This window comes from Paenibacillus sp. Soil787 (genome assembly GCF_001429545.1).
Lineage (GTDB): Bacteria > Bacillota > Bacilli > Paenibacillales > NBRC-103111 > Paenibacillus_E.
Map to the genome: position 1 here is coordinate 496,196 of NZ_LMSP01000012.1, position 17,012 is coordinate 513,207.

Consider the following 17,012-nt stretch of genomic DNA (forward strand, 5'->3'; position numbering starts at 1 on the left):
AAGTGTTTTATATGTAATATCCGAGGAATGTCATTAAAATTCCACCGGTATAACTGAGCAGTGTATATAGGATCCAAGCTTGCCACAGTCCATCGCGGAGCTGCTTAATGCTTTCGAGATTCAACGTGGAAAATGTGGTGAAAGCACCCATAAAACCCGTACCTATCAATAGTTTCCAATCGTCAAAAGAATGATATCTCATCAACAGGCCGAGCAAAAAACAACCCAAAAGATTTATTGTCAGTGTACCATACGGAATAGAACTTGGGAACCTGTTTGAAATGTAAGTCCCCAGCTGAAATCGGCAAATTGCGCCAAAGAATCCTCCAAAACCTACCAGGCAAATGGGCCATAACCATGTCATCATGAAGAGCGATCGCCCCCTAGAACAGACTCACCTATACGGACACCCATCCATGTAGTACCTAGTCCTCCCCATAAACTCCCCATAACATAAAGAGCAGCAAGGACCATATGCCCCTGGTTAAGCATACTCATGGATTCATAGCTGAACGTAGAGAACGTAGTAAAAGATCCAATAAAACCAGTTGTTATTGGTAATCGAAATCTAGCAGGTATGCGAAGCTTCGGGGCGAACGTAATAAATCCAAGAATCAGACAGCCGATTAGATTACAAATAAAAGTTCCCCAAGGAAAAACGGAAGCCGTCTTAGGGTTCCATAAGACAGAGAGCCCAAATCGGGCAATGGCGCCTAATATCCCGGCTAAACCAATGTACAGCATAGTAACACAACTCCTGTTATTAACCGTAGGTTTGACATCTAGACTTTTTGTTTCTATCATTACTTGTAATGGGGGCTACTCCCCACATATCAAGCATGGAGGTCCGAAATGGATACGATTTTACCATCCGAAATCAAAGAAAGACTGGACCGCGGCGAACAACTAGCGATTGTCGATGTTCGCGAAGATGATGAGGTAGCTGCCGGTATCATCCCAGGAGCTAAACATATTCCGCTAGCTCAATTGCCAGACCGCCTAAGCGAAATTCCCCAAGTCGAAGAGCTTATTCTCGTTTGCCGCAGCGGAAACCGCAGTGGGCGCGCAATTAGCTTCTTGGAGGCTCAAGGCTATAAAGGTCTTAAAAACATGACTGGCGGCATGCTAGAGTGGGAGGACTAAGCTTCTAAGCTTGTCCCTCCTCCTAAATTCCAGCTTGCTGGATGATAAGTGCAGTAATTTCGTCCGTTGTTAATTGCGAAGTATCAATAACCGAATGCGCGAAATCATAAGCAGACTTACGTTGTTCAAGCAGCAGGTGAACGCGCTCCTCTAAATTCCCTTGCAGCAACGGACGGCTGGTATCACTGCTTACTCTTTGAATGATGATCTCTGACGATGCTTTCAGCGCTACCACAAAGCCATTCTGGAGCATACAAGCTCGGTTACTCTCGGCTAGCACTGCACCACCGCCTGTAGCCACAACTTGTCCTTTACGAGTTAATATATGTTCCAGCGCCTTACTTTCCAAAGCGCGAAAATGCGATTCACCATGAGTGCGAAACAAGTCAGATATGCTTGTCTGATGCTCTTCTTCCAGAGCCGCGTCCGAATCTTGAAAGCTCCATCCCAGATGCTCGGCCAACTTCTTTCCAACCGTTGATTTGCCTGTCCCCATAAATCCTACAAGTACTATATTGCTTGCTGTCACGTTAATCCCCTTTTCTCATATGCTGTTCATACAAACTTTCCCAACATCATAGCATAGCCAAATCGTCATGAATACAATCCACCAAAAAATCATATAGTAGTGTGAATAAATTCCAGCACAAACAGTTAAGATTTTAAGAGAGACCATATGCCGACAAGGAGAGATGGAGCTTTGAACCCAACTGTTGCCTATCAAAACCGCACAAAAGGCAAACTGGAGCAAATTTTGCACCCAAGCTATACGCTTTGCAAAGAGGATGTTGTGTGGATACTGGAGTTTATTAAGAAAAAAGTGGCTGAAGAAGACCCGCTTATGCAAGGTCTTACTCAACCACGTTTATTAAGAAATTTTCGCTATTTTGCCGAAGTCTCGCTGATGCTTATTCATAGACGGAACGGCTTTGATCAAGAAGCTGATCGTCTGAAAACGTGGCTGCGTGAAGCGGCATATGGTTTGCAGGATGAGGCTTAAAGGCCTTATCCTCTTAGTTTTCCATCCAATTGAAGTGGAAGGAACCTTCTTTGTCCACACGTTGGAACGTGTGTGCACCAAAATAATCGCGCTGCGCTTGCAGCAAGTTAGCTGGCAATCTTTCTGTACGGTAGCTATCGTAGTAAGCAAGGGCCGATGCGAAAGACGGAACAGCGATACCGCGAGTAACCGCTTCTGTAATGACTTGTCTCCATGATTGTTGATAGTTGTCTACAACACCGTTGAAGTAAGAATCAAGCAGCAGGTTTTTGAGTCCAGGATCGCGGTCATAGGCTTCCATAATATTTTGCAGGAATCTAGCACGAATGATACAGCCGCCGCGGAAGATCTTTGCGATGTTGCCATATTTCAAATCCCAATTATATTCCTCGGAAGCTGCTCTCATTTGAGCAAAGCCTTGAGCATAAGAACAAATTTTACTAGCGTAAAGCGCTTGGCGAACAGCCTCGATAAACGCTTTGCGATCGCCTGTAAAGGCTGGAGCATTAGGCCCTTTGAGCACTTTGCTTGCCGCTACGCGTTCTTCCTTCATCGCAGAGATGAAACGGGAGAATACGGATTCTGTAATAATGGAAAGCGGTACGCCTAGATCCAGAGCACTTTGACTGGTCCATTTTCCTGTCCCTTTTTGACCAGCGGAATCCAGAATAACGTCAACCATAGGCTTGCCGGTTTCAGCATCATATTTAGTGAAAATATCACGTGTAATTTCGATCAAGTAGCTGTCGAGCTCGCCGTTGTTCCATTCTGTGAAGATCTCGTGAAGTTCTTCGACACTTACATTCAGAACATCCTTCAGTAATTGGTAAGCTTCGCAAATGAGCTGCATATCGCCATACTCAATGCCGTTATGCACCATTTTCACGTAGTGACCAGCGCCATTAGGTCCGATATAGGTACAGCAAGCATCATCGCCCACTTTGGCAGAAATCGCTGTAAGAATCGGCTCAACGAGTTTATAAGCGTCTTCTTGTCCGCCCGGCATAATAGATGGCCCTTTAAGCGCGCCTTCTTCACCGCCGGAAACACCTGTACCCACGAAACGAATACCTTTTTCTGCCAGCTCTTTGTTACGACGCTGCGTATCTGGGAAGAACGCATTGCCTCCATCGATCAGAATATCGCCTTTGTCCAAATAAGGAACTAGTTGGTTAATGGTATCGTCAGTAGGACCGCCTGCTTTAACCATAATCAAAATTTTGCGTGGAACTTCGAGCGATTGCACGAATTCTTCAATGCTGTATGTACCTACTAATTGTTTGCCTGGGGCTTCGTGCAGAAGCTCTTTTGTTTTTTCAGCAGAACGGTTAAAAACGGATACAGTGAATCCTCTGCTCTCGATGTTCAAAGCCAAGTTTTTACCCATAACCGCTAGACCGACTACACCAATTTGTTGTTTAGACATCTCTCTCATACACCCTTCCGATATATAAATATTTAAATCGTCATCGCGCCAAAACCGCCATCCACTCTTAAAACAGAACCTGTTACAAAGCTAGAAGCTTGTTCAGAAGCAAGGAACACAGCAGCACCCTGAAGCTCAGACGCTTCGCCGAATCGATTCATAGGCGTATGACGCATAATGGACTCGACACGTTCCGGTGAGAGAATCTTACGATTCTGCTCCGCTGGAAAGAATCCAGGAATAATCGCGTTAACACGGACGCGGCTAGGAGCGAATTCACGGGCTAGATTCTGCGTGATGTTATTGACAGCTGCTTTGGAAGCGGAGTAAGTGAATACACGGGAAAGCGGCGGATCTGACGAAACGGATGAAATATTAATAATACTTCCTCCCTCTCCTCGATCAACCATGTATTTCCCAAACACTTGGCAGGCTAACACGACGCTTTTCAAATTAACCTCCATAATAGAATCCCATTCTTCCATGGAAATGTCAAAGAAAGGCGTGGCACTATTTTTGCCGGGGCAATTCATTAGAATATCCGCACCGCCGGACCAAGCGATAACTTCTTTGAGAACAAGCTCCAAATCTTCCCGTCTCGTTGCATCCGCTTGAAAGGTATGTGCTTCCCCGCCAATGGCTTCAATGCTCTCGCGAACCTGATCACTTTTCTCTTGATTACGACCGACGATGGCTACTTTTGCTCCATGTCCAGCCAGGGCAAGAGCCATAGAACCTCCAAGCGTGCTGTTGCCGCCGATAATAACTGCTGTTTTCCCTGTAAGATTGAATAAATTCATCGTCATCTTCCCCTCCAGCATTTTGCCTGGTATAGCTAAGTTATGTTTGAGGGCTCCGAAGGTGCTGTTGTTGAAAAGCGGTAATCGCATCGAATTGATCTTTTAACTGATGATATACGCTTGTATAAATAGATGTCAATTGTTGATAGACGCGATAATCGTTTTCATTCACCTCATGAGCCTTTCCTACCTGAATCCATTGATGAGCGTGAGAGAGATCTTCGATTTCCCCCATTGCGAGCAGACCTAGTAAAGCTGCGCCAATCCCTGAGCTTTCAATCGAGTCTGGCACAGTGACAGATGTGCCGAGCATATTCGTCATCATCTGGCGCCAAAAATCAGATCGGGCAAATCCGCCGGACGCGCGAATCACAGTGGCAGGTCCCATAATCCGCTCCAAGGAAGCGCTAACTGCTTGGATCGAGAACATAACGCCTTCGAGCGCTGCACGAATCATATGCTTCTTCTGATGACTGAGTGAAAGCCCGAAGTAAACACCACGCGCATTCGCGTTCCAATAAGGCGCGCGTTCGCCGGAAAGCAGCGGCAGGAACAGCAGGCCATCAGAGCCCGCAGCAACTTGTGACGCTAGCTCCGTCAAATAATCATAGGGATCGATTCCCTGGCGGCGGGCTTCTTCTGCTTCCGCCGTAGCGATCTGGTCTCTCACCCAACGGAACACGATGCCACCGTTGTTGATCGGTCCCCCCACGACCCAGAAGTTTTCTGTTAGCGCGTAGCAGAACAGCTTGCCTTCGGGGTCGGTTTGCGGTTTGGTGACGACGCTGCGCACGGCACCGCTGGTGCCGATGGTGACGGCAACGACACCGGGCTCGAAAGCGCCTACGCCGAGATTCGCGAGGACGCCGTCGGACGCGCCGATAATGAACGGCGTGTTCTCGGACAAGCCCATTGCGGAGGCTAACTCGGCGCTGAGCCCTTCTACGCGGTGTGTTGTTGGCACCAGCTCAGAAAGCTGTTCCGGCGTCACACCGGCCTGACCAAGCGCTTCTGCATCCCAATCGAGCTTCTCTAGATTGAATAGCCCCGTTGCACTAGCTAGTGAATGGTCAATGAGATAACGACCAAACAGCTTCGCGAAGACGTACTCCTTAATGCCAATGAACTTGTAAGTTTCCTTGACGAGCCCTGGCTCGTTATCACGGAACCACATCAACTTAAGAAGTGGTGACATCGGGTGAATCGGCGTTCCTGTCCGCGAGTAAATCTGCTGGCCTAGTCCGGTCCGCTTAAGCTCTTCCGCATATTGCGCACTGCGATTATCTGCCCATGTGATACATGCAGTCAGCGGCTTCGTCTGCTCGTCAACAGCAATGAGGCTGTGCATGGCTGAGCTGAAGGAGACGCATAGCACTTGGTCAGGTGTGATAGTAAGCTTGCGAACAACAGCGCCAATTCCTTGCACAACGGCGCCAAAGATTTGTTCCGGATCTTGTTCGGCCCGATCAGCGGCCGGTGTGAAGAGCGGATATTCAATCGAGTGCGAAGCTAGAACTTGACCATCCCGATCAATTACAAGCGTCTTGGTACTCGTTGTCCCGATATCCGCCGCGACAATGTAAGGCTTATCTCTGACTGCGTCAACTGTCATTTGCTAATATTCCCCTCTGCATCAAATAAAAGGTCATAAGGTTCTGATAGAATTTCAATATCCGGATGCTGACGAGCTGCGTCTAACAAATTCACGGAAATTTCAATTTCGCCCAGATGAAGTGTATCTTGAATCCGAACTAGTTTGCAGGTCGTGTAATCTAGAATGTTACAGGTTTTAATGGCAGCCTTGATCGCGTAGAAATCATTCTCCAGCGTTGTTGCTATCTTGGTAGGTGCACAAACGGTTGAAGTTAGTCCGTTTGCGTAAGTGAACTCTAAATTCGTTTTATCCACTAATCTTTGTGTGGTGAAATCAGCCGTTCCTACACCGTTGGCATTACCCTTTGTTTCTGGCGTCAAGTCCAGAACAACCATTTTGGCAACATCTGGTCCGCCATGCGCGTAAGGAGTTGGGTAGCGGCCCGTAACATTGGGATCCATGCCATCGCCGCTAATATTTTTACCAATATAATCAATGACAAGGACATCGATTTCGTCGAATAATATTTTCGGCAGACGTGATTTTGCTTCTATCAGAAGTTGTTCCTCAATTACTTCAATTTCAGCTGCAGGCAGCACTTCCACTTGGCAAGTCTCGTCATAGGCATTTTCTACAAGTGCCACACCGAATACGATAGGCAGCTTCTCGATCATCAAATTGGCCATGGCCGGCACATTCTCCGCCATATACTTGAAGCCAAGCTGGTGACAGGCTTCAGCGCCTTTCTGCTTGCCAAGCCCAATAGCGATCATCTTCATGATCCCGCTCTCAATACGTCCGCGAAACGCCGTATGCGGCTTCACACGGTTAATAACGACGATAGCATCAGCTTCCGACGCAATGCGATCAACATAAACCGGCAAACCATTAGGCAGTTGGTCGATCTGTACGACTTCCATGGAAGAACGAATAGGCGCGCCCATCGAGGCTTCCGTAATGCCAAAATGCAGCAATACCTCCGTCTGTCCTTCGGCTGTAGCACCGCCATGACTTCCCATACAAGGTACGATGAAAGGGAACGCGCCTCTATCTTTAATGGCGTCGATGGTCGTTTTGGTGAAGCCTGCGATATTAGCAATCCCCCTGCTTCCCACAGCAACAGCAACCTGCTGACCTGGAAGTATGCTTTCCATAACTCCGCTGCTGGCAAGTTTATTCACTAATTCCAATTCTGGATTTTCTAAAATAGTACGATCAAACTTCTGCCGAATCTTAATCATTTTGGGAATCGGAATATCATTTAATAACTCTCTCAGAATGCTCATCGACTACTCCCTCTTTCCTTATGGTGTCAATAACCGTACAGATTCCCGCACGATCAACTCTGTTTTTAATAGCAATTGCTCCGTTTCGTGCTGCTTATTTTCTATATTTCCAAGAAGTCGCAAAGCGCCTTCTCTGCTAATTTGCTCAATCGGTCTGCGAACGGTTGTTAGTGCTGGGGTCACGTAGGCTGCGAATACCGTATCATCAAAACCTACCACAGAGATATCGTTAGGCACGTTCATCCCGGCTTCCGACACCGCTTTCATCGCACCAAGCGCCATTTCATCATTACAGCAAAATACGGCTGTTGGTCTTTCATCCAGCCTCAGAAATTGCTGCATGGCCTTGTGTCCGCTCTCCAAATCGTACAATCCCGGCATGCGATATGCGGGTGGAACGATAATCTGGTAATGCTTCATCGCTCGTTCGAAGCCGTCTTTCCGATTCTGTGCGGATTTAAATCCTTTGACACCCTCTACGAGAGCAATGCGCTTATGTCCCTGCTCAACTAAATAAGAGGCTGCTAGAAAAGCGCCTTGCTCCTCATCTGAGAGAACATTCAGCACGCCCGAAGTTTCAACAGGGCGATTCAGTACAACTTGCGGGATCCCTTTACTGGCAATGTGGTCAATGATGGCTTGATCATCATCACTCTGACTGACAATAACAATGCCGTCAAAGCTTTTCCGAGTAATCGAATGGAAACTGGTGTAATCATCAATCCCTTTAACGATCAATTGGTAACGATCCTGTATGACACTATTGACACCACGAATAGCTTCATAGAAGAAGCCGGCGGAAGTTCCTTTGCTTAGTGTGGTAAAGAACAACCCCAAGTTATACGAACGATCGAGTACCAAACTCTTCGCGCTGTAATTAGGCGTGTAATCCATCTGTTCAGCGATGTTTCGGATGCGTTCCTTCGTCTCCTCTTGAATGAGCGGACTGTTGTTCAGTGCTCTGGAAACCGTTGTATGAGACACACCTGCAAGCTTGGCAATATCCTTAATGGTAACGCTCATACCCTCACCTCTATCAGAAGCATATCACATCAATGCACACGTTAACAATGGTCTTTTTCACACAAGATAATTATTAACTCTTAAACTTTGTATACGGTTCAAATCAAAAATCCGACTGTTTTGCCTTCTCTCAGCAACTGAGAGGTTCTTTTCAGACGTCTCGCACCACTTTTGCTATATTCGGGCATCTGAGACAGCCTTTTCTGCCTTCTCAGTACGCAAACACACTAACTTGCCTTCACTCAGCAGCTGAGAGGTTCTTTTCAAGCGTCTCGCGCCACTTTTGCTGCATTCGGGCCTCTGAGACAGCCTTTTCTGCCTTCTCAGTACGCAAACACACTAACTTGCCTTCACTCAGCAGCTGAGAGGTTCTATTCGGACTTCTCGCACCACTTTTGCTGCATTCGGGCATCTGAGAAAGCCTTTTCTACCTTCTCAGTACGCAAACACACTAACTTGCCTTCACTCAGCAGCTGAGAGGTTCTTTTCAGACATCTCGCACCACTTTTGCTGCATTCGGGGCCTCTGAGACAGCCTTTTCTTCCTTCTCAGGCTGCAAACCCACTAACTTGCCTTCTCTCAGCAGCTAAGAGGTTCTTTTCAGACGTCTCGTACCATCTTCGCTCCATTCGGGCCTCTGAGACAGCCTTTTCTTCCTTCTCAGGCTGCAAACCCACTAACTTGCCTGCTCTCAGCAGCTGAGAGGTTCTTTTCAGACGTCTCGCACCACTTTTGCTGCATTCGAGCTTCCGAGAAAGCTTTTTCTGCCTTCTCAGGCTGCAACATACAGTATCGCTAACACTTTAGTTCTATAAATAACTTACATAATTTCATAAGAAAACCTCAGGATGCACATTTACCCTTAGATAAAACCCTTTTTTGTGCATAAGTAAAAATGGATGTTGGGTATAAAAGGACTACTTACTATTCGTGGGTGTACAAGGAGCCTTTAGCGTTTTAGTAGCTGAATTCCCTAAGGGGCTTTACCAATGTTCGAGGAGAACTATTGTTCAACCGTCTAAAATAACTGCGAAAGTGCAGGAATTTTGTTAAATCTTGTTTCAGAAGTGGAAAAGCCTGCTAATATGCAGGAATTTTTAACTTTTTCCATCCTGAAATTAAAAAAAGACCGAAAAGCCTGCACAATTGCAGGCATATCAGAACCAAAGTCACTCCTTCTCATTAAAATTCGCTCCAGCTCAAAACTTATTCTTATAAGATAAATAAGGGTTAAGCTCCGCTTAACTCCAAGCCCAAATCATATCAATTCTAGCGTTTTAAAAAGACTTCTCAGCCCGACTACGGCGCGTGAGGTCTGGATTGAGGGCTGAGAAAGCCTTTTCCGACTTCTCGGCTAGGTTTCGTTGGCGTGTGCTTCGCCAGAGCGCTTAAAAAGTTTACCCCTAAACTTTAGTTCGGAGAAGAACTTAAACATTCTGCCCTGAAAACTAAAAATTTTCATTCATCAGTGGTGCCGCAACGCGGCATGGAAGTCTTATCTGTCAAAAAAACTCCCATCTCAAGGAGCTTCTTCTTTAATTATTTGAAAAAAGCCGGTAAATACGCTTTATTCTTCTCCAGCATTTCTTCCATAAGCATCTTGGCTACTGCTACTGACGGCACCAATGGATGGTGAACCAACGCTTGTAGAACAAGATCTTTACTGCCCGTAACAGCAGCTTCAATGGTGAGGCGTTCATATGTTTTGACTGCATGAATAAGGCCTTTGATATGTTCGGGAACTTTGGTCAAGCCTACTGGAATAGGGCCGCCCGCTGTAATGACACAATTCACTTCAATACAAGCATCCTTCGGTAAAAAGTCGATGATATTATCGTTCATAACGTTCAGCGTTTGAATATCCCGCTTGTCATTGTAAATGGAATCCATGAGATTGACAGCTGCCTCGGAATAATAAGCGCCGCCGCGTTTCTCCAGCTGTTTAGGCTTCTCCTGCAAGTCAGGATCTTGATAAAGCTTGAACAATTCATCCTCAACGCGCTTCACAACTTCCGAACGCGTTCCGTTTTCTTTGAGTGACACCAACTGTTCATCAAGCATGATATCCGTCATGTAAAAATATTTCAAATAATAGGAAGGCAGGGCTTGCAGCGAACGCAAGAAATCCGCATCCCATTCACTTGCCGGGACATTTTTGCCGCTATATTCTTCTTTACGATCCAGCAATTCAGCTAATTTATCATCGCCTCTGATTTCAGCACGCGTTACCCAGTGGAGATGGTTTAACCCAACGAACTCGGTGTATATCTGTTCAGGAGCAGCATCATATTTGTTCATTAACCATTTGTGCAAGCCGATAGGCGCATTGCAAAGGCCTATACTTTTCACTTTGGAATACTTATGAATCGCCTCAGTCACCATACCTGCAGGATTGGTAAAGTTCAGCAGCCACGCATTAGGACTCAGTTCTTCGATATCCTTACAAATATCAAGCAGCAACGGAATCGTGCGAAGCGCTTTCATCATCCCGCCAGGGCCGGTCGTTTCCTGACCAATAACACCGTATTTGTTAGGAATATGCTCATCCCATTTACGGGCTTCCAAGAGACCTACGCGCATTTGCGTACTTACGAAATCCGCATTTTCGATCGCTTTTCTGCGATCCAAAGTTAAGTGCACCTCGATCGGTAAACCGGACTTCTCGATCATTCTTTTTGCCAAATTACCGACGATTTCCAGCTTGTGCTTACCTTCTTCTACGTCCACAAACCAAAGCTCTCTTACAGGCAACTGGGCATATCTTAAAATAAAACCTTCTACGATTTCCGGCGTATAAGATGAACCTCCGCCAATGATGGCAATTTTCAATGCATCTCTCATTGCACTCACATCCTAGTCTTATCTAATAATTGTATGGTTTGATAATCGGATGTGGTTCGGAGTTTCTCATACACATCTATGGTAACGGAATTACCTGCGGCTTCCATCGCCATCCAAACAGCGCCAACCACAGGCTCGACGTTCAATTTCACAATTGTGGCTTTGGGAGCGACTTCGCTTACTGCCTTTTCAATATAAGAATGAATAAAAGGCCCATCACCTCTTGCAATGACACTGCCCGCAAGATCAACTTGAAAAGTCTCTTGTTCCATATTTAAACGTTTAATTACAGCTGCGGCTGACTTGCCAAGCTCTTCCCCTTGCACCTTGAGAATGCGGCAAGCGACCTCATCACCCAGCTCTGCGGCTTCAAACAACAGTTTGGTCGTATGGAGCGGTACGGATTTGTTGTTATCCAGAAAATCGTCAAACATATCCTGCACCGAGTTGTAGCCAAGGAACTTAATCAGCAGCTCAGTCAGCAAAGTAGGCTGCTCCCTGCCATCCCATGACCGAATGACTGAACGAAAAGCCTCTACGGCGAGTGTGCCTCCCCCGCCAAAATCACCAAACTGATAGTTGAAGCCTCCACATTGAAAAAACTCACCCTGCCTGTTCTTGCCGGCACTATTCGTTCCACTTCCGCAGATTAGGACAACGCCAAATGGCTGGGACGTCCCGGCACGCAATGCAATCATGGTGTCACAATCAATCCCATAATTCGTAAATCCCAATCCGCCAATTAGCGGACGCAAGATCGTATAATCAATCGGTCGATCTGCGCCGGCAAGGCCGAAAAAAGCATATTCAATGTCGCTGTGTGTAAGCCCTGCCTGCTGTAGCGCCATTGCTACAGAGCTTGTAATATTTCTGAGTGCTTGTTCTGCACCGAGTTGATGATTGCCATTGCCGTTATGCCCTATACCGATGATATGTCCATGTTCATCTGTTACGAGCGTGTAGGTTTTACTCCCGCCTGCATCTAAACCCAAATAATATTTCATGCTTTCAACTCCTGTATATATCCATCATCTCTAGTTTCATTTTCTCGTGGTGGATTCTCGAATGATTAATTCCGGCTCCAATTGCACCGTTATATTACGCTTGGCTGTACCATCAATCCACTTGAGCAAAATATCGACGCCTTGCCTCCCCATTTTGTCCGCCGGTTGACGAACGGTAGTTAACCTAGGGCGGAATTCCTCTGAGAATATCTGATCATCAAAACCAACAATGGACATATCACCCGGTATTTTGCAGCCCTCATTTTTGAGCGCGTCCATCACACCAAAAGCCGTCAGATCATCTGCTGCAAACACCGCACTCGGAAGTTTTCCCGACTGAATCCAGCGACTTGCCGCTTGATAACCGGAGGTGATGCTGAAATTACCTTTTTCAATCCAAGTAGGATCTAAACCGGCCTCCTGCATTGCACGGACGAAACCGCGCCGCCGCTCGCTGCTGCTTAAGTAAGGTTCAGGCCCGGAAATATGGGCAATCTCCGTGTGGCCTAAATCAATTAAATGTTTCGTGGCTTCGTAGCCACCTTTATAATTATCAATGATGACAGAGGATATCGATGGATGAATATGCTGATTATCCAACATGACGAAAGGAATCTTCTTCTTTTTCAATTCCATGACATAGTCATCCTCATGAACCGGCGAGAGCATAATAACACCATCCACACGGTCCTCTTGGAACATGGAATTATCAAAAGATGCGAACACGTCTCTTGATATCGAAAGCGCTAAGAAGTAACCTTTCTCAGCAAGCCGATCGTTAATCTCTTTAACTACTGCATCCAAGAAAGAATCATTTAAAGTGGTAATGCCGAGTCCAATGATACCCGTCTTGCCGCGAGCCAAGCTCCGCGCAGCAGCATTCGGATGATAATCTAACTCTTTCATCGCTTGCAGCACTTTTTGGCGATTTTTTTCACGTACTGTGCCAGCTTGATTAATAACTCGCGAAACGGTAACGACGGACAAACCGCTTCTCTTGGCGACGTCAAAGATGCTTACTTTCATATCAAACAACTCCGCTCCTTTCACTTTTTTCTATGTAGTGAATCTTCATCACATAAAGTTTAACCGCTTTAACTTTTAGAGTTTAGTTCTCCCTTTATTCTAGGAAATAGGTAGATTTTATATTGTGCGCAAAAACGATCCCCTTCAAAAGTTAAAGTGCTTTAACTTTAGTAAGTTGATTATATACGATGACATTCGGGTTAACAAGCGTAAAATTCACAAGAAATTTAAAGAGAGACCCTATCTATTAACTAGATAAAGACTCTCCCTCATTTGATTCCACTATTCATTTTCACATCTCCAGTAAGAGCATTTCTTGTCTCATTTCGATCAGCTTGGTTTTACTCTCCATGATCGCCTTGACATCACCCGAGGCCATAGCATCATGCAGGGTAGCTAGTTCATAATCCAGCTCCATACGCAAAATAGGAATCCGATCATCGGTGCGTTTGGATCGCAGCGCTTGCATGACTTCCTCTACGGTCACGGCAGGCTCCTTCTGATACAGCACTTTATGTTCGATACCGCTAATCTCGACCATTCGAATAATTTCACCGAACATAATATTCTCAATGAGAATTTGCCGATCCTTGAATCTTTTTACAACAGCATGACCACGCGTATCACCTATCAGCTTCTCCATCATTTCGGCGAGCTTCTCATCTTTGAAGGAATAATTGCCTACGATTTTATACTTTTCACCGATTCGTTCGAATTTCAGCTTAATCAGCTTGCGTCCTGTGCGAATGGAGATGATGAACTGAAGCTCGCTTTCGTTCCAATACAGAGAATAACCTTCCTGAATGAGTGCTTTAATGAAGTTCCGGATTAGCCGGCGATCAAATCGTAACTCTAGGTTGCAATACTCCACTTCATGACTCTTACTCACGGCAATCCCCTCCATAATTGGCGCATATATTTTTGTTTAAATATTCAGACAACTTATCTGCTTACTCTTATCTTATTATGAATTCTATGTTTTAGCAACTTGGATTATTGACATTTTTTTAAGGAAAAACATACAAAAAAAGCTGCTGCCTGTATCATCACGGCTTCAGCCCTAAACTGGAAGAAAACGGCCTCAGCCTATGCAGTACCTAATATAGGGATCTTTGAGCGTAGCTCAAGGTCTCTCCGCTGCGTTTAATGCCATCCCCAGAAAAATCCATCGCGCTCCCAAGCTGCTTTACCGCCATGAAGCTTTTTGAAAATTTTTTTCACGTCTTTGGAAATGGCTTGATTCCCATTCTCGTTCACATAGATGAAGGATTCCCCAAAATGTTGAATTATATAGTCCACTGCTTCTTTCTGATGTAAAATACCTGCAGACTTCAACTGCTCCATCATCCATTCCGCAACTTCATTCGCCGTAACGGCCATTTGCATTCTCTCCCTTTATTCGTATGTTTCATGGGCCTGTGTACAGGCGAGTGACGTTATTGTACCATAGTAACACAATCTTTTCGAAATCATCGTTCGAATAGGTAAAGGGCTATTCTGCAGAAGCAGATAGCCCTTGATTTATGTTAACTAACCTCAGCATCTCCCGGTCTAAGAATGACCGACCCTACGCCCAAAAGAATCAATCCAAACAAGGTGAGTACCCCCATGTGCATCCACATCTGCGATAGAGTCTGACCAGAAGCCATTCGCTGAATGGCCTCAATCACCCACTTTTGCGGAACGAAATTCGCAAGCTTCTGCATCCAGTCCGGCATTAAGCTGATCGGCCAAAAACATCCGCCCAGCATACACGTTGGGGTAACAACAAGTGAATTAATCATGCCCATATTCGACGCATTTTTAACCATACTAGCTACAGCGCTGGCAATTCCCATGCTGGCTAATAAGAAAAACTCTAACAAAATAAACTGCGATACAAACGGTAGTCCGTAATCATAATTCGTTACATAGCGCGTAATTATGAGGATGACTAGCACCTGCAGCGTCCCGACCAAGAAACTGCCTATGAAATTCCCAAGTACAATTTCGTAAGAATGAATGGGAGCCGCATACGTTCTAGCCATTGTGCGTTGTCTTCGATCATCCATCATCACGGAAACGGTATTATTGATTAACCCCATCATGAACATCAGCATGAAACCAATAACTGTATGCATATTCGGATTCACATACAAATTAAGATCAGTGACTTGTGCGTTCACCTGATGCTTCTCCATCTGAGAAATTGTCTTCTCCACGGCTTCACGGAGCGCTGCATCTTGGAGCCCTTGCTTATTATGAAGCTCAATCGTTCCCTGATATCTAGATAGAATGCTATCCAGATTAATCTTGAGTGTGATCGAAGCCTCATTGATGTTTAGTTGGTACATATCTATTTGAGCTGGTGTGCCTCTCATCAACGTCTCGCTGAATCCTTCTGGAATGAGAAAGGCGCTGCTCACTTTATGCTTCGTGATGTCTTCTTTAAGCACCGTTTCAGAAGCTTCTTCTTTAAGCCGATAATCAGGCAGCATCGAAAGTTCTTGCAAGAGATGGGAACCCATCGCTCCCCGATCCAAATTGATATAAGCAATATCCACCCCGTGGTCACTCTGTTGACCTAGCATACCAATGATTAGCGAAACTGCTGCTGTTGGAATGACTAAATACATCAGAAAGCCTTTTTTCTGCAAAAGTGTACGACGCAGCATATTGAGAGCTATAAATAAGCTATTCATGATATCCCGCCTTCCGATAAACAATCAGGGTAAGAAGCAACAATCCCCCGCTAATACACGCTAAGATTGATATATGTTGCCCGATGATTGCAGCATCACTTCCGAGCATAATACGAAACATACTCTGCATGGCCCAATGATTGAGTGTAAACTCCCCCATTCGCTGCAGAAGACCTTCTGGAAGAGGTGTGAAGCCTCCACTTAGGAAAGTCATGGCAAGTATGATCATTTGGAACGTCGTGCTGATTGTTTTTGAAGATTTTGCTGCCAGCATAATCAATATCGCTAGACTCATCGAAGCTACAATAATTAATAAGCAAACCAGGAAGAGGTGGAAGAAATCATTTCCCCAATCGACACCATAGCACAGAATGGTTGTACCAATAACGAGAGCTGCCTGGACGATCGAGCTGAAAATATTTCCTAGAATTTTACCCAACAAAATTTGATATTCGTGAATAGGCATCGCATTTAATCGGGATAATGTGTGCCTTTCTTTCTCTCCTTGCAAACCCAAGGCGGCTCCCATACCGGAATATAACAAAAACATGACTAGCATAGACGCTGTGTAATACTGCATGGCCGTATAATTGGAGTTAGAAGATGTAAGCTTACCAAGCCGTACATGCGAAGAAGCCTCCGCTGCCGGTTTGAATGAACTGTCAATACCTTGTTTCTGCAAGAGCTCCGCTGCCCCGGGACCTGCCGAAATTATCGCGGATTGCATGTAATTAACTTGATCCAAAAAGGAGCGAAGCGCCATCTTAGCGGTCAAATTTTGCCCATAATCCTGGCCTAGAATCATTTCACACTCTGCTTCTTTTCCCTCAAGCACGCGGCTGCTAAAATCACTTGGAATGATGAGTGCAAACTCCGAATCCCCAGACTTGAGCCTTTTGACCGCTTCATCACGTGATTGAATGTTCATAGGCTGTATAATCTTCATTAACTCCGGTGCGCTGAGAAAGGTTTTAAATCCTGCACTTAAGACTCCCGAATCTGACTGCACCACATCTACCTTAACGGGCTTCAGCGTCCGGTCTTCCATTTTGAACGCACCTGAGAGTGCCGAACCCAAAATAAATATAAGTAAAAGCGGCATCAAAAATCGAATAATGAGTACATATCTCATGCGCATAAAACGCAATATTTCATACTTAGCAATGATCCAAATCGGCATGGCGACCT

The 17,012-nt window shown here is 45.5% G+C and carries 17 protein-coding genes; 2 read left to right on the forward strand and 15 right to left on the reverse strand.

What is annotated here, in order from left to right; translation table 11 throughout:
• Positions 1–7: 7 nt before the first annotated feature.
• Both crcB (ASG93_RS14850) and crcB (ASG93_RS14855) read right to left on the reverse strand, forming a co-directional pair.
• A complete protein-coding gene (gene crcB, locus ASG93_RS14850; protein WP_063891871.1) occupies positions 8–367 on the reverse strand; it encodes a fluoride efflux transporter CrcB in 360 nt (119 codons plus the stop codon).
• Entirely contained in the window at positions 364–744 is a 381-nt protein-coding gene (gene crcB / locus ASG93_RS14855) for a fluoride efflux transporter CrcB (protein WP_056833159.1), read from the reverse strand. The genes crcB (ASG93_RS14850) and crcB (ASG93_RS14855) overlap by 4 nt, the downstream gene beginning before the upstream one ends.
• A gap of 108 nt (positions 745–852) precedes the next feature.
• Between crcB (ASG93_RS14855) and ASG93_RS14860 the strand changes: the two genes are divergently transcribed.
• The gene (locus ASG93_RS14860; RefSeq protein ID WP_056833160.1) at positions 853–1,143 is read left to right on the forward strand and encodes a rhodanese-like domain-containing protein; all 291 of its coding nucleotides are present in this window, start codon (positions 853–855) and stop codon (positions 1,141–1,143) included.
• 22 nt (positions 1,144–1,165) lie between these two features.
• Here the strand turns inward: ASG93_RS14860 and ASG93_RS14865 are convergent, their stop codons facing one another.
• Positions 1,166–1,672: a shikimate kinase gene (locus ASG93_RS14865; protein ID WP_156410899.1), complete on the reverse strand. Its 507-nt coding sequence runs from the start codon at positions 1,670–1,672 to the stop codon at positions 1,166–1,168.
• Positions 1,673–1,819: 147 nt separating this feature from the next.
• On the opposite strand from ASG93_RS14865, the gene ASG93_RS14870 reads away from it, so the two are divergent.
• Positions 1,820–2,143 carry a hypothetical protein gene (locus ASG93_RS14870; protein WP_056833162.1) on the forward strand — a complete coding sequence of 108 codons (324 nt, stop codon included), beginning with the start codon at positions 1,820–1,822 and terminating at the stop codon, positions 2,141–2,143.
• 13 nt (positions 2,144–2,156) lie between these two features.
• Here ASG93_RS14870 and gndA read toward each other — a convergent pair whose 3' ends face one another.
• The 12 genes from gndA to ASG93_RS14930 form a co-directional block, all read right to left on the reverse strand.
• Complete coding sequence (gene gndA, locus ASG93_RS14875) at positions 2,157–3,569, reverse strand: NADP-dependent phosphogluconate dehydrogenase (RefSeq protein WP_056833164.1); 1,413 nt, start codon at positions 3,567–3,569, stop codon at positions 2,157–2,159.
• Positions 3,570–3,601: 32 nt separating this feature from the next.
• Positions 3,602–4,369, reverse strand: a complete 768-nt coding sequence (locus ASG93_RS14880) for an SDR family oxidoreductase (RefSeq protein ID WP_029195571.1) — start codon at positions 4,367–4,369, stop codon at positions 3,602–3,604.
• Positions 4,370–4,409: 40 nt separating this feature from the next.
• Positions 4,410–5,981, reverse strand: a complete 1,572-nt coding sequence (gene gntK, locus ASG93_RS14885) for a gluconokinase (RefSeq protein ID WP_056833166.1) — start codon at positions 5,979–5,981, stop codon at positions 4,410–4,412.
• The gene (locus ASG93_RS14890) at positions 5,978–7,249 is read right to left on the reverse strand and encodes a lactate racemase domain-containing protein (RefSeq protein ID WP_056833168.1); all 1,272 of its coding nucleotides are present in this window, start codon (positions 7,247–7,249) and stop codon (positions 5,978–5,980) included. The genes gntK and ASG93_RS14890 overlap by 4 nt, the downstream gene beginning before the upstream one ends.
• Positions 7,250–7,267: 18 nt before the next feature.
• Positions 7,268–8,272 (reverse strand): LacI family DNA-binding transcriptional regulator, encoded by a 1,005-nt coding sequence (locus ASG93_RS14895; RefSeq protein WP_056833170.1) that lies wholly within the window; start codon positions 8,270–8,272, stop codon positions 7,268–7,270.
• Positions 8,273–9,811: 1,539 nt separating this feature from the next.
• On the reverse strand, positions 9,812–11,113 hold the full coding sequence (locus ASG93_RS14900) for a 6-phospho-beta-glucosidase (protein WP_056833172.1): 1,302 nt from the start codon (positions 11,111–11,113) through the stop codon (positions 9,812–9,814).
• A gap of 5 nt (positions 11,114–11,118) precedes the next feature.
• Entirely contained in the window at positions 11,119–12,117 is a 999-nt protein-coding gene (locus tag ASG93_RS14905) for an N-acetylglucosamine kinase (protein WP_056833174.1), read from the reverse strand.
• A gap of 36 nt (positions 12,118–12,153) precedes the next feature.
• Complete coding sequence (locus tag ASG93_RS14910) at positions 12,154–13,143, reverse strand: LacI family DNA-binding transcriptional regulator (protein ID WP_056833177.1); 990 nt, start codon at positions 13,141–13,143, stop codon at positions 12,154–12,156.
• Between the two features lie 292 nt (positions 13,144–13,435).
• On the reverse strand, positions 13,436–14,032 hold the full coding sequence (locus ASG93_RS14915; RefSeq protein ID WP_056833179.1) for a hypothetical protein: 597 nt from the start codon (positions 14,030–14,032) through the stop codon (positions 13,436–13,438).
• Between the two features lie 254 nt (positions 14,033–14,286).
• Entirely contained in the window at positions 14,287–14,523 is a 237-nt protein-coding gene (locus ASG93_RS14920) for a DUF6953 family protein (RefSeq protein WP_056833181.1), read from the reverse strand.
• A 146-nt stretch (positions 14,524–14,669) separates the two neighbouring features.
• Positions 14,670–15,824, reverse strand: coding sequence for an ABC transporter permease (locus ASG93_RS14925; protein ID WP_056833183.1), 1,155 nt, complete (start codon positions 15,822–15,824; stop codon positions 14,670–14,672).
• Positions 15,817–17,004, reverse strand: a complete 1,188-nt coding sequence (locus ASG93_RS14930; RefSeq protein ID WP_056833185.1) for an ABC transporter permease — start codon at positions 17,002–17,004, stop codon at positions 15,817–15,819. The genes ASG93_RS14925 and ASG93_RS14930 overlap by 8 nt, the downstream gene beginning before the upstream one ends.
• Positions 17,005–17,012: the final 8 nt, after the last annotated feature.

Coding starts and splice junctions, on each gene's coding strand:
- gndA (WP_056833164.1), bottom strand. CDS start 3,569: ATGTCTAAACAACAAATTGGTGTAGTCGGTCTAGCGGTTATGGGTAAA.
- ASG93_RS14910 (WP_056833177.1), bottom strand. CDS start 13,143: ATGAAAGTAAGCATCTTTGACGTCGCCAAGAGAAGCGGTTTGTCCGTC.
- ASG93_RS14900 (WP_056833172.1), bottom strand. CDS start 11,113: ATGAGAGATGCATTGAAAATTGCCATCATTGGCGGAGGTTCATCTTAT.
- ASG93_RS14925 (WP_056833183.1), bottom strand. CDS start 15,824: ATGAATAGCTTATTTATAGCTCTCAATATGCTGCGTCGTACACTTTTG.
- ASG93_RS14880 (WP_029195571.1), bottom strand. CDS start 4,369: ATGAATTTATTCAATCTTACAGGGAAAACAGCAGTTATTATCGGCGGC.
- gntK (WP_056833166.1), bottom strand. CDS start 5,981: ATGACAGTTGACGCAGTCAGAGATAAGCCTTACATTGTCGCGGCGGAT.
- crcB (WP_056833159.1), bottom strand. CDS start 744: ATGCTGTACATTGGTTTAGCCGGGATATTAGGCGCCATTGCCCGATTT.
- ASG93_RS14930 (WP_056833185.1), bottom strand. CDS start 17,004: ATGCCGATTTGGATCATTGCTAAGTATGAAATATTGCGTTTTATGCGC.
- ASG93_RS14895 (WP_056833170.1), bottom strand. CDS start 8,272: ATGAGCGTTACCATTAAGGATATTGCCAAGCTTGCAGGTGTGTCTCAT.
- ASG93_RS14920 (WP_056833181.1), bottom strand. CDS start 14,523: ATGGCCGTTACGGCGAATGAAGTTGCGGAATGGATGATGGAGCAGTTG.
- ASG93_RS14870 (WP_056833162.1), top strand. CDS start 1,820: ATGCCGACAAGGAGAGATGGAGCTTTGAACCCAACTGTTGCCTATCAA.
- ASG93_RS14860 (WP_056833160.1), top strand. CDS start 853: ATGGATACGATTTTACCATCCGAAATCAAAGAAAGACTGGACCGCGGC.
- ASG93_RS14890 (WP_056833168.1), bottom strand. CDS start 7,249: ATGAGCATTCTGAGAGAGTTATTAAATGATATTCCGATTCCCAAAATG.
- ASG93_RS14905 (WP_056833174.1), bottom strand. CDS start 12,117: ATGAAATATTATTTGGGTTTAGATGCAGGCGGGAGTAAAACCTACACG.
- crcB (WP_063891871.1), bottom strand. CDS start 367: ATGATGACATGGTTATGGCCCATTTGCCTGGTAGGTTTTGGAGGATTC.